Source organism: Georgenia daeguensis (genome assembly GCF_039537705.1).
GTDB lineage: Bacteria > Actinomycetota > Actinomycetes > Actinomycetales > Actinomycetaceae > Georgenia > Georgenia daeguensis.
Window position 1 is genome coordinate 55,336 of the sequence record NZ_BAABBA010000021.1, and the last position, 12,517, is coordinate 67,852.

Here is a 12,517-nt window from a genome sequence, read left to right on the forward strand (position 1 = left end):
TTGCCTGCCGTTCTGCGGGGTCTAGCGTCCGATGTCGGGCTGTCTGAGCGCAGGGGCGGCAGGGCGGGATCGGGTTCTGCTGACGTCGGCGAGCGTCTTGTGGGCGGGTGGTTGGGGTGTGTACCTGACGGGGGGCTGCGGTGCGCGGATCTGGGCGGCGGCCGCGACCGTTGCTGCCTGGTCGAGCTGCGTGCACAGCCTGGGCTCGTCGAGTCCGTCGTGCCATGCGCCCCACGGTGATGGGGAGTCTTCCTGGCCGGCGTAGGCGACGACCCAGCGGTGGCCGTAGACCTGGCTGTTCGCCGCCTTGGCCAGCGCCTCGACGACGCCGGGGGAGTGGTCCACGATCGCGCTCATGCTGCGGCGCACATGATCAGCGTCGGTGCTGGTGGGGTCGGTGGCCATGGCGGCGTCGAGGTAGCGCTTAATCTCGGCGGACTGGTTGAGGGGGAGCCGGGACCCGGGCGCCAGGGCCGCGACCTGCGGGTCGCGCAGGCGTACCTGGAGCAGCTGGTCGCTGATGGTGGCGGCCAGCCGGGCCCTGCCTGGGTCGTGGTCCTTCAGCAGGTGCGCGGCGGCGCCCATCAGCTGTGCCTGTGTCCAGGCGGTGTAGCCGAGGACGTCGGGGCTGATGTCCTTGGCGGCGGTGAGCTGGCGACGCAGCCTGGCCTGTCCCTCGACGGCGGCCCGTGGGGAGTTCACCCGCACCGGTGTCGTTGTCTGCGGTTCGGTGGGGACGGTGTCGAGGTCGGGCAGTGGGCCGCCGTGTGCCAGGGCGCTGGCCTCTTCGGCGGCCAGGGGCATGGCGCTGTCGCGGGTCCTCCGCAGATCCGCCAGGACCATTGGGTCCAGGTCGGCCAGTGCCTCGGCGGCCTCGAGGAGGTGACCGTCCAGGACGTAGAGGGTGCGGCCGATGGCGGCCGCGTCAGCCACGACCGTCCAGCGGTGCTCGTCCTCGAGCTGGGGGAGGTCGGAGAAGTCGTGGAGGGCGAGGGTGGCGGCCTTCGCGATGGCGAACCAGGACTCGGTCGTCGGGTCCGACTCCTCAGGTGCGGTGGCGCCGCGTTCGCCGAGGGAGAGCTGAGCCGGGGGAGCGGGGTAGGCGGCGAGCGTGCGCTGGTAGGCGATCGTGGGCTGCTCGAGGAGGTCGCGCACTGGTCCGTCCTCGACCTGGGCCACCCTGTCGCCGCGGGCGAGACCGGGGCGTCGCGGGGCCGGTGGCGCAGCAGGGGCGGGGTTCTCGGTGGCCGTCGCCACGGTCTGGCGGATCAGGTCCAGGGTGGCTCGCCGCGCGAGAAGTGCCGCGTCGAGGCCGTCGTTGTCGAGTCGGTGCGATGCGCCTGTGATGGTCAGGACGGCCATGTGCTGCGCGAGCTCCGCGCTGTGCTGGCGGTAGCTCATCGAACGATGGGGGTGTTGAGGGCGTCGCCGGCCAGGGCGATACGCCCGAGCTCGGGCACGTCCGTGCTGGCTTCGGCGGCCGCGATGAGCAGCTCTCGTGCCTGCTCGATCGTCGGGACCTCTCCAGCAGGCAGCGGCCGGGCCGGCGGGTAGGGCGGGTGGACCGAGTTGAGGGCGAACAGCGCCCCGGCGGCCTGGGCGCCGATGTCGTCGGGTCGTTCGTTCAGGGCGAAGAGCGCGGCTCGCGCCCGTGCCATGGCCTCGGTCTCAGGAGTCGTGTCGATGCTCACCATGCCGAGATCATTTCGGCCATCACTGACATGAAACAAGAGCCAGGCGCATAAGTCCCCGGCGACGGCGCTCGTCCACAGGCGCCGGGCGGGTCATCTCCGGACCACCTCGCCGACGTCGACCCAGACGCCACGGAAGCGTGAGCGGGCGTCGTCGACCGCAACCAGGGCGAGGCTGTGGGTCCAGGCGGTCGCGACGGTCTCGATGAACTCGACGCCGTCGGTCTCCCACTCGATACGGGCACGCACGGGGATGGGGACCCGGGCCCGGGTGAACCGCGCCGGCACGTCGTGGCAGTTGAGGATGCGCTGGTGGCCCTCGTACCAGGCGGGTTCGCGCGGACCGTTCCAGACGAGTTGACCTCGGTGCGTGGAGCGAAGGAGGACGAGGTGGGACCGGCGTTGTCAGTGGGTGGCTGGGTTCGCATGCAACTATTGTCGAACAGCCGTTCGGGTGGTGCGCCGGGGTGACGGGGGTCTCGGTCGAGCTGGTGGCTGGGTCTACTGCTCCCCGCAAGGTGCGCCCGCTGCGCGGTCGCCCGCAGTCTCTCTGTTTCTTTCCCTTCCTGGCGTCCGAGTCTGAGCCGCGGCCGCCGCCGGTCAAGTCGGGCGCTGCGCGCCGGCGGCCTGCGAAAGATTCTGTGACGCGCTCCTTCGTCGCTTGTTTCGTCCCAGATTCGTTCTTGTCCGCCGGTTCCCCGACTGGACCTCTGGCGTCCCATCGCGGCTCCGATCGAACTGCTGCCAGGAAGGGCAAGAAAAACGTTCAGGGGAGGAGTGGGTCATGGGGGCACAGGTGGTCGTGTACGCCCAGGGTGGGTGCCAGGCATGCCGGCTGACGCAGCGGGCGCTGGAGCGGGCCGGCGTCGAGTACGAGGTGGTGGACCTGGAGGCGAGCGCGGCGGCGAGGGAGCTGCTGCTGGCGCTGGAGTTCACCGCGGCCCCGGTCGTGACCACGGGACGGGAGTGGTGGTCAGGGTTCCGGCCGGACCGGATCAAGGAGATCACGCGAGCTTGATTGAGGGTCGGGAGGTCGCGGCGGTGCACGGCGGGGTGGGGGGCTTGGCGGTACCTTCAGCCCCAAAGTGCCGCGCCTGGCCGCGGCTTCTCGACGAGTCCGCATGACTTCGGTCTGATTTTCGTCGTTCCCCGCACCTCTTATCGCTTGGGACAGAAGGCGCCTTCGACGTGGTCGCGTATGGATGCCCGGTCCGCGGGTAGGCAGGGAGGCATTCTCAGGTGCCCGCGAACGACGACTGTCCGCAACGGCGGTCAATCTCCTTGACGTGTCCTGGGTCACCTCGTATGTTTGCGCACATGCCCATAGCGTGAGCAACTGATCACGATGTCGTGACACAGGATCCAGCGGTTCACCGCCGCTAGCTCGAGCCGTCCGGTGACTCTCCCCCTACCCCCGAAGACACCGCCTGCTCAGCGCTTCAGGCATACACAGGCAGCACAGACGGGCGCCGCCGCGCCCGGAGGCACAGGAAGAGCGAGCTGGCCGCGGCGCGGGCAGCACCCAACGGACAGGAGGCGATCTCGCACCATGGACAACGCGACGACGACGGGCGGGAGCCGGCACAAGGGCGGCGCCGTGTCCACCGAGGCGGCCGGGTGGAGAAGGCTATTCATGTCCGGCCCCGTGCCAGCCCCGGTCATCGCCCCAGCGGCCATGATCATGGGGTTGGGCCTCATCATGCTGATCTTCCAGCCCAACTTCTTCGCCATGGGCAACCTCAAGGCGGTGCTCTTGGATGCCTCCATCGTGGGCATCCTGGCCGTGGGCATGACCGTGGTCATCACGACTAAGGGCATCGACCTCTCAATCGGGGGCATCCTCATTTTCTCTAGCGTTGTTATGTCCGCGGTGATCAAGGACTTTGGCGCTCCAGCCATCGTCGGTATGGCGGCAGCACTGGTCGCGGGCTCGATGGCCGGCCTGGTGAACGGTCTGATGATCGAGAAGGTAGGCATCCCCGCCTTCATCGCGACGCTCAGCAGCGAGTTGGTCTGGCGCGGCATCGCGCTGCTCTATGCCGGCGGTGCGGTGTTCTACGCCTTCCCCGAAATCATCGTCTGGATCGGCAGTGGACGGATCCTCGGCCAGATCCCTGTGCCGATCGTGCTTATGCTCGGCACCTTCCTGGTGGCCCACATCGTCTGGACATACCGGCGTTACGGCCTTCGGGTGCACTCCGTGGGCGGCGACGAGGAGTCCGCGCGCCGCATGGGAATCGACGTCGGACGGTACCGCATCGGCGCATACACGCTGATGGGGGCCCTCGCCGGTTTTGCCGGAATTGTCATGACCGGTCGCCTCGATGCCGTCGTTGCCTCCGGTGCGGTGGAGATCCTCTTGCTCACCATCGCCGCCGTACTCGTCGGTGGGACGGACCTGTTCGGCGGGCGTGGGTCGATGATCGGCTCCCTGCTGGGCGCGATTCTGCTGGCGATGATCTTCAACGCGGTCATCCTGCTCGGATTCGACTCCTTCTGGCAGTTCATCATGGCCGGGATCGTCATCCTCGTGACGATCGCCATGCACAGCACGGCCGACAAGCGACGGGCTCGCCGCGCGGCCAAGGCCGCAACCAAGCAACGCCTGGCCGAGGAGGACGTCCCCGTCCCCGCAGCACGCCCCACCGCATCCGTCTGACACCACCGCAACACACCATGAGCGTCCCCATGTGTCGGGACCTGAGAAAAGGGAATGTCAATGAAGACTGTCCGCAAGCAGAAGGCCCTTGTCGCAGCCGTGCTCGCCTCCACAATGATCCTCGGCGCCTGCGGGCAGGCCGGGGGTGGCGAAGACTCACCTCAGGGCGGTGACACCGAGAGTCAGGGTTCGGCGAATGATGGCCGTGGGGTCGGCGACGTCGCGGTCCCCGCAGCGGCGGAGGAGCGCGGGTACTACCACCTCGACGAGTGGTGGGAGGCCGCACCGGACGACCAGGCCCGTCATGACGCCTTCATGCAACTCGTCCAGGCCGATGCGGAAGCAAGCAACCTGGAGAGCGACGAGCCGCTGAAGATCGCCTTCCTATTCCCCAGTCTTGAGCTCTCCGACGCCTGGGGCCGGCTCGGCCTCGCAATCACCGGACGACTGGACGACCTCGGCATCGAGTACGAGACCACCGAGTTCCTCATCCGGCCCGACGAGCACGACCGACAGGCCACCCAGATCGAGCAGATCATCGCTGAGGCCGACAAGTGGGACTACGTCGTCGTGGGCCCCTCGGAGTACACGGCGCAGAAGCGCAACCTCGAACGTCTGGCCGAGGCCGTGCCCACGTTGGTGCAGAACATCGTCAACCCGTTCACCGACATCACGCCGGGTAGCGAGCCGATCACCCACGTCGGCTTCGACCATTCCGTGGGAGCGCAGGCACTGTGCGAGTGGACGATCGAGCAGACCGGCGGCGAGGGCGAGTTCGCCCTCCTGCGGTACGTGCCGGGCCTCGTTGACGAACTCCGGAGTGACGTGTTCGCCGAGTGCCTCGAGGAGAACTCCAACATGACACTCGTCGGTGACTACGAGGCGGAGGGAGACACCGACCAGGCCTACACCGGCACAAACGCCCTCATCGGCGCGAATCCCGACATCGCAATGCTGCACTCCGGCAGCACCGCGGTGAGCCTGGGGGCCCTCGCGGGCCTGCGCGAGCGCGGCATGCTCGACGACGTGATCGTCAACGGTTGGGGCGGAGGCCAGGACGAGCTCGACGCCATCATCAAGGGTGACCTGGATGTCACCGCATTCCGCGTCAACGACGACTGGGGTGTCTCCGTGGCCGAGGCCATCCGCCTCCACGCCGAGGGGCGCCAGGACGAGATCCCGTACGTCATCGCCGCCACCATCGAGACGGTGGACAAGAGCATGAGCGCGGAGGAGATCGAGGCAAAGACGGACTACGCCTTCCGCTACTCCGGCGACATCGACCGCTGACCACCGCTCGGGGCCTCCTCCCGGGGCCCCGAGCCCACGCGCTCGTGACCGGGAGGCCACGCGCACTAGAAGGGAAATCTGATGCACGTCGAGATGAGGAACGTCTCCAAGAGTTACGGCCACGTCAAGGCCATCGAGGACGTCAACTTCGAGGTACGGCCCGGTGAGGTCATGGCGCTGGTCGGCGACAACGGTGCCGGCAAGTCCACGCTGATCAAGATCCTCTCCGGGCGGTACAAGCCGGACGCCGGCAGCATCTACGTCGACGGCAAACCGGTGCAGTTCGAGAGCACCAGCGACGCCCGGGCGCACGGCATCGAGACGCTCTACCAGGACCTGTCCGTCGTCCCGCAGCTGAGCGTTGCGCAGAACTTCTTCCTGGGCCGGGAGGTGCGAAGCCCGCTGGGCTTCCTGCGCTACGCGGAGATGACCAGGCGCGCCAAGGAGATCATCGATCAGTACTCCGTGCGCCAGGTCGACGTGAGCCAGCCGGTGATGAACCTCTCCGGTGGTCAACGGCAGATCGTCGCGATGGCCAGAGCTGTTGGCTTCGGCGGGCGCACGATCGTGCTGGACGAGCCCACCTCGGCACTGAGCCCACGCGCTGCGATGGAGGTTCTCGACGTCGTCCGCACTCTCGCCGAGCAGGGCCTGGGCGTCGTGATTATCACCCACCAGATCAAGCAGATCTTCGACATCGCCCATCGCCTGACCGTTCTGCGTCACGGGCGCGTGGCCGGGGTCCTCGACACCGCCACCGCGACCGGGGACGAAGTGGTCAAGCTCATGGTCGGCCTTGACGACTCCATCGCCGCCTGAGCGGCACCAACCATCGAAAGGAAGAAGCCACACCGTGAAACGCGGACGAATCCTCAATGCCAAGTTGTCCTACGCCATCGCAACGATGGGGCACGACGACCTCATGCTCGTGACCGACGCCGGACTGCCGTTCAAGCACGACGAGCGAGTGATCGACCTCGCGCTCAGCCCCGACGTCCCCGACCTGTTCAGCGTGCTGCGAGCCATTCGGCAGGAGATGTGGGTGGAGAAGCTGGCCTTCATCAAGGAGGGGGACAACCCGAACGTCGTCAACGGCGTGAAGGACATCTTCCCGGATGCTGAGGCCACGTTCGAGCCCAACGACTGGTTCCACCACGCCGTGGACCAGGAGGCGAAGTGGGTCGTCCGCACGGGCGCATGGACCCCATGGGGCAACGTCGCGCTGTGGTCGGGCATCCCCGCGGTGGAGTGGTTCCGTTCAACGGGAGCCCCGCCGCCGGCCGAATGGGACGAACGCCTGGAGCGCGCACGCCAGTACGGGCACGTCGGCGTCGAATAGAGGCGGGTAGGGGGCGGGATCGTCGGCCTCCTCACGTGAGCAGGCCGGGAGTCCGGCCGGGAAGCAGGTGCACCATGACCGGACAGTCCGCCACGGAGTGGGAGTTGGAGGAACAGCTCGTACGGGCGGCGTGGTACTACTACGTCGACGAGCTCACCCAGGACGAGATCGCGAAGAAGCTCTCAGTCTCCCGGGCCTCGGCCGGACGGATGCTGGAGAAGGCGCGCCGGGCAGGCATCGTCACCTTCACGATCAACTCCGACTACCTGCCGGTCTTCGAGGTCGGACGTCGCCTCATAGAGGTGCACGGCTTGCGGGACGCGCTGGTGATTCCCAGCGTGGGGGACGCAACCGAGAAGCAGAGCGTGACCAACCAGCGCGTCGCCCGTGGCGGCGCGCAGTACCTCCAGAGCCAGCTCAAGCCCGGACAAACTCTCGCGATGGGATGGGGCGACACGGTTCGGAAGACCTTCGACCTGCTCCCCACCGACCTGATGACACAGGTCAGCACCGTCACCCTCACCGGTGGTGTCGATGCCTACGTCACCGCCCTGCGCAAGGTGCGCGGGGTCGGTACCGACGGCGCGGATGACTGGGTCATCCCGACACCGATCCTGGTCTCCAGTCCCGAAATGGCCCGGGCCTTGTACCAGGAGGACGGCGTCCGGCAGGTGATCGAGCGGGCTCGGGGAGCCGATCACGCCCTGATCGGCATCGGCGCCCTGACCGGTTTCCCCACCCTCGCGCAGTTCGGGTACGCCGAGACGGCAGAGCTGCAGCGCTTTGGTGCGGCCGGCGCGGTCGGGGACGTGCTGGGGCTGTTCTACGACAGCCAGGGACACATCGTCGACCTGCCGCTGAATGACCGGCGCATCGGAATCGGCATCGACGAGCTCCGCGCGATCCCCAACGTGGTGGGAGTTGCCGGTGGCATGGACAAGGTACCGGCAATCCGCGGGGCGCTGGCCGGTGGATACCTGGATGTCCTCGTCACGAGCGAGGAGGTTGCACGCGCCCTCCTGGGGGATGCCACCACAACGGACAGCACAGAGATTGAGGAAGCAAGGACATGAGTCACGTCATCGCCATCGATGCGGGCACCGGGTCGGTCCGCGCCGTGCTCTTCGACGCCGAGGGGCGTCCGGTCACCAGCGCGGCACGGGACTGGCATCACGATCCCGAGCCCGGGGTCCCGGGATCGATGGGGTTCGCCGTAGAACGCAACTACGCCCTGGTGGTTCAGGTCCTCCGAGAGGTCCTCGCCGCCTCGCCGGTGCCCGCCGCGGAGATCAGCGCGGTCAGCGCAACTTCCATGCGTGAAGGCATCGTGGTGCTCGACGCGCAGGGGCGCGAGCTGTGGGCATGTGCGAACGTGGATGCCCGGGCCGGCGAGGAGGTCGCCGAGCTTGCAGCGGCCGGAGACGTCGAGAAGCAGCTCTACTCCCGGTCAGGTCAGACGTTCGCCCTGGCCGCCCAGCCGCGGCTGCGTTGGCTGGCACGCCACCGTCCTGACCTGTACGACCAGGCCGCCACCGTTCTGATGCTCAGCGAGTGGGTGCTCTACCGCCTCTGCGGTGAGCTGGCGATCGAGCCCAGCAACGGCTCGACCTCCGGACTGCTCGCTCTTGCCACGCGACAGGGCGACCCTGACCTGGCCACCCTGTGCGGGCTTCGTGACGACCTGCTTCCCCCGGTGCGGGAATCGGGTGCGCCGCTGGGCACGGTGCACCGGCGCGCGTCGGCGGACACCTGGCTGAGCACCGACACCCTTGTCGTCGTCGGTGGTGGCGACGCGCAGATGGCCACACTCGGCACCGGACTGGCGGACGCCGGTGAGGCGATGATCATCGCCGGTACCTTCTGGCAGCAGGAGGTCAACATCGGGCAACCGCTCACCGATCCGCAGATGCGGGTCAGGGTTAACGCCGCCGCGGTGCCCGGGATGTGGCAGGCCGAGGCGATCGCCTTCCACGCAGGCACAGCAGTGCGGTGGTTCCGCGACACGTTCGCCGGTCCAGAGGTTCGGGCGGCCGAGCAGGCCGGGCGCAACTCGCTGGACGTGCTCACCGAAGCAGCGGCCGAGGTGCCCGTCGGTGCAGATGGGATCATCCCGATCTTCTCCGACGTCATGAACTACCGGCGGTGGAAGCACGCGGCACCCTCGTTCCTGAACCTCTCTCTGGACGGTGGACCACGCCTACGGGCCGCAATGTTCCGCTCACTGCTCGAGAACGCCGCCATTGTCGCCGACGCGAATCTGGCGATGGTGGCCGAGTTCAGCGGCACCCAGCCTGAAGAGGTGGTCTTCGCCGGCGGCAGTGCCAAGAGCAAGGTCTGGGCCCAGATCGTCGCCGACGTGGTGGGCAGACCACTGCGCGTCCCGGCCGTCACCGAGGCCACGGCGCACGGCACGGCCGCATGCGCGGCAAGCGGCGCTGGACTCTACGCCACGCCGGCGGCGGCGGCCCGTGCCTGGGTCCGGTGGGACCGCACCGTGGAGCCGTCCGCCAAGAACAACGAGGCCTACGCCTCGGTGAAGGACCGCTGGCGGCGTGCTTACGCCGCGCAGCGCACGCTGATGGAAGAAGGCCTGACCGTGCCCATGTGGCAGGCCCCGGGTACCTGAGGACAAGGACGAACGCCATGGAGACGAGCAAGATCGACGACGCCCCCTACCGTTTCGGGGAGTACGGCCCCGGCTACCTGCTGCGGGGGCCGCGCACCGACATCGGGGTGGTCCGCCTGCGACCGGGTGACGACGCGTCCAACCACTACCACTCCCAGATCGAGGAGACCTTCATCGTCCTCGAGGGCGAGGCGACGATGTGGGTGAACTGCACCGAGCGGTTCACCATGCGTCAGGGCGACGTGCGCCGCTGCGACCCCGGAGAGATGCACTACTTCGTCAACGAGTCCGACGGTGATTTCCGCGCTCTGTTCATCAAGGCGCCGTACGACCCCGCAGACGGCGTGCAGGTGCCCTGGGTGCCCGGTCAGCCCGTGCCCGAGCCCGCCCCTGCATCTCAGAAATAGCCCCCGGGAACCATCCCGCGCACCGCACCACGAAAGGAACTCATCCATGGCTGACCTCGAAGGCAATCTCGCGGCGAAGAGCTACCACACGGACATCCCTCAGGAGTCCCACGGCTTCTTCGTCAAGGGCGCCTCGGGCCTCGACTTCGGCATGCAGCACCGCCTGAGCCGGATATTCGACCAGCGGACCGGCAAGACCGTCATGCTCGCCTTTGACCACGGGTACTTCCAGGGACCGACCAGCGGCCTGGAGCGTGTGGACCTCAACATCGTCCCGCTGATCCCGGACGCCGACGCCCTCATGGCCACTCGAGGCATCATCCGGACAGTCATCCCACCGGCCGGCACCGGTGCGCTGGTCGTGCGCGCCTCGGGTGGCCCGTCGATCCTCAAGGACCTGTCCGACGAGCAGATTGCGATGGACATGTCGGACGCGGCACGGATCGACGCTTCTGCGGTGGCCGTACAGGTCTTCATCGGAGGGGAGAGGGAGACCCAGTCGGTCCACAACATGACCCGACTGGTGGACGCCGGTCTGCAGTACGGCATCCCCGTTCTCGGTGTCACGGCGGTGGGCCGCGAACTTACCCGGGATGCTCGCTACCTTGGCCTGGCCACGCGCATCATCGCCGAGCTCGGCGCGCAGATGGTCAAGACGTACTACTGCGAGGAGGGCTTCTCCCAGGTCACGGCCGCCTGCCCGGTGCCCGTCATCATGGCCGGCGGGAAGAAGCTCCCGGTGCTCGACGCGCTGACGATGGCTCGCAGAGCCGTCGATGAGGGAGCTGCTGGTGTGGACATGGGCCGCAACATCTTCCAGCGGCAGGCTCCCGAAGCGATGATCAAGGCCGTGCGCGGCGTCGTGCACGACGGGTTGAGCCCCGATGACGCCGCGACGATGTACGCCGAGCTCTCCGGCGGTGCCCAGGACTGAGGCGAGGGAGGCCCCGCCCGCCAGCCGGGCGGGCGGGGCCTCCTTGCTGGAGCGCTCATGAGCGAACACCATCGGCCGGCCGCCGACACCCCACTGATCGCGGGCACCCTGGCGGTCTCGCGCCGCCTTGGCCAAGACCCCTACCTCGTACTGCACGGCGGGGGCAACACCTCCGCCAAGAACGACCGCCACATGTGGGTGAAAGCATCCGGGTTCGACCTGGGCCATCTCACCAAGTCCGGCCTCGTCCCGGTGAGCCGTGCCGCCTTGGCGCGGATGCTCACCGAGGACTCGGTGAGCGACACCGAGATGATAGATCGCTACCGGGCCGCGCTGATCCGTCCTGAGGATCCGCTGCCGACGATCGAGGCACTGCTTCACCACGCGCTGCCGTCCCCGGTCGTGCTGCACACCCACGCGGACGCCATCGTGGCGCTCACCGACACGGTGCACGGACCGCACGTCGTCCGTGAGGCCCTCGGTCAGAACGTCCTCGTCCTTCCGTACGTCATGCCCGGCTTCCGACTGGCCAAGGAGGTGCTTGCCGCCTGGCAGGCCTACGAACCGGGAAGCCCTGCGGCGGTGGTGCTCGCTCACCACGGGTTGTTCACCACCGGGCATGACCCGGCCGAGGCCCTCGATCACCACCTGGAGTTGGTCGCACGCGCGGAGTCGTACATCTTCGGGGCCACCGGTGTCTTGCTCCGGTCTCCCTTCGCCCAAACGCGGGAGAGTCCCAGCCCGGAACTCGACCGGCTGCGGGAGAAACTCCATGAGCACGCCACCGGCCCCCTGGTGGTGGCGCAGTACCACGATACGGAGATCGAGACATTCCTCCGCCGCCCCGACGTCGCCGACATCACCCAGCGTGGACCGACCACCCTGGAGCACGTCATTCGCACCAAGCGTGTCCCGCTCCTCGGAGACGACGTCGACGCCTTCGTGGCGAACTACCGTGCCTACTACGACCTTCACCGCCACCGCACCTCGGTGCCCACCCGCATGCTCGACCCCGTGCCCCGTGTGGTGCTTCATCCCCGGCTGGGACTCATCACCACCGGGCCGGACGCTGCCGCGGTTCGCGCGGTACAGGACATCTACCGGCACACCATCCGGATAATCACCGCCGCCGAGGCTCTCGGCGGCTACCGCACCATGACGCCCGCGCACGCCTTCGACATCGAGTATTGGGAGCTCGAACAACGCCGTCTGCGCCCCTCAGCTCCAGCCTCCTGACCAGCACACGCACATGAGATCGGCGCCCCGCAGCGACTGGAGAGACGACGGGTTTGGGGGACAGGTCCTCGAACAACTCGTCCGGCCCCAACTGACGTCGATTCGGTCGAACATGCTGGAAGACCCGCCGGCCTGCCTGGCCAGCGCGGGTGACGATACGAACGCCCACTAACCACACCACTCAACGCGCACCACCGTCGCATCAGTGCTCAGCCTCGATCCACCGGTCGGCTTTCGTCGGTCATTCTGAGTCGTTCGGCGTGAAGCATTTCGTGTGCGGGCATGGAGGACTCGCCGGTCTGCCCGGCTTTTCCACTTCGGGTTCCTCGGTCGTG

The 12,517-nt window shown here is 67.8% G+C and carries 13 protein-coding genes; 10 read left to right on the top strand and 3 right to left on the bottom strand.

What is annotated here, in order from left to right; genetic code table 11:
- Nucleotides 1–21: 21 nt before the first annotated feature.
- From ABD774_RS17270 to ABD774_RS17280, 3 genes are all read right to left on the bottom strand, one after another.
- Nucleotides 22–1,401, bottom strand: coding sequence for a hypothetical protein (locus ABD774_RS17270; protein WP_345043915.1), 1,380 nt, complete (start codon nt 1,399–1,401; stop codon nt 22–24).
- Nucleotides 1,398–1,694: a hypothetical protein gene (locus tag ABD774_RS17275; protein ID WP_345043917.1), complete on the bottom strand. Its 297-nt coding sequence runs from the start codon at nt 1,692–1,694 to the stop codon at nt 1,398–1,400. The genes ABD774_RS17270 and ABD774_RS17275 overlap by 4 nt, the downstream gene beginning before the upstream one ends.
- 90 nt (nt 1,695–1,784) lie before the next feature.
- Nucleotides 1,785–1,979 (bottom strand): hypothetical protein, encoded by a 195-nt coding sequence (locus ABD774_RS17280; protein WP_345043920.1) that lies wholly within the window; start codon nt 1,977–1,979, stop codon nt 1,785–1,787.
- 496 nt (nt 1,980–2,475) lie between these two features.
- On the opposite strand from ABD774_RS17280, the gene ABD774_RS17285 reads away from it, so the two are divergent.
- From ABD774_RS17285 to ABD774_RS17330, 10 genes are all read left to right on the top strand, one after another.
- On the top strand, nt 2,476–2,709 hold the full coding sequence (locus tag ABD774_RS17285) for a glutaredoxin domain-containing protein (protein ID WP_345043922.1): 234 nt from the start codon (nt 2,476–2,478) through the stop codon (nt 2,707–2,709).
- A 531-nt stretch (nt 2,710–3,240) separates the two neighbouring features.
- Nucleotides 3,241–4,350, top strand: a complete 1,110-nt coding sequence (locus tag ABD774_RS17290; protein WP_345043925.1) for an ABC transporter permease — start codon at nt 3,241–3,243, stop codon at nt 4,348–4,350.
- Nucleotides 4,351–4,410: 60 nt separating this feature from the next.
- Nucleotides 4,411–5,640, top strand: a complete 1,230-nt coding sequence (locus tag ABD774_RS17295; RefSeq protein ID WP_345043927.1) for a substrate-binding domain-containing protein — start codon at nt 4,411–4,413, stop codon at nt 5,638–5,640.
- An 81-nt stretch (nt 5,641–5,721) separates the two neighbouring features.
- Nucleotides 5,722–6,459, top strand: coding sequence for an ATP-binding cassette domain-containing protein (locus ABD774_RS17300; protein ID WP_345043930.1), 738 nt, complete (start codon nt 5,722–5,724; stop codon nt 6,457–6,459).
- Between the two features lie 34 nt (nt 6,460–6,493).
- Nucleotides 6,494–6,979: an RbsD/FucU domain-containing protein gene (locus ABD774_RS17305; protein WP_345043933.1), complete on the top strand. Its 486-nt coding sequence runs from the start codon at nt 6,494–6,496 to the stop codon at nt 6,977–6,979.
- Between the two features lie 74 nt (nt 6,980–7,053).
- Entirely contained in the window at nt 7,054–8,052 is a 999-nt protein-coding gene (locus ABD774_RS17310) for a sugar-binding transcriptional regulator (RefSeq protein ID WP_345043935.1), read from the top strand.
- Nucleotides 8,049–9,605 (top strand): autoinducer-2 kinase, encoded by a 1,557-nt coding sequence (gene lsrK, locus ABD774_RS17315; protein WP_345043938.1) that lies wholly within the window; start codon nt 8,049–8,051, stop codon nt 9,603–9,605. The genes ABD774_RS17310 and lsrK overlap by 4 nt, the downstream gene beginning before the upstream one ends.
- Before the next feature lie 17 nt (nt 9,606–9,622).
- A complete protein-coding gene (locus ABD774_RS17320; RefSeq protein WP_345043940.1) occupies nt 9,623–10,012 on the top strand; it encodes a cupin domain-containing protein in 390 nt (129 codons plus the stop codon).
- 46 nt (nt 10,013–10,058) lie between these two features.
- On the top strand, nt 10,059–10,946 hold the full coding sequence (lsrF, locus tag ABD774_RS17325; RefSeq protein ID WP_345043943.1) for a 3-hydroxy-5-phosphonooxypentane-2,4-dione thiolase: 888 nt from the start codon (nt 10,059–10,061) through the stop codon (nt 10,944–10,946).
- Nucleotides 10,947–11,003: 57 nt separating this feature from the next.
- A complete protein-coding gene (locus ABD774_RS17330) occupies nt 11,004–12,182 on the top strand; it encodes a class II aldolase/adducin family protein (RefSeq protein WP_345043945.1) in 1,179 nt (392 codons plus the stop codon).
- Nucleotides 12,183–12,517 lie beyond the last annotated feature (335 nt).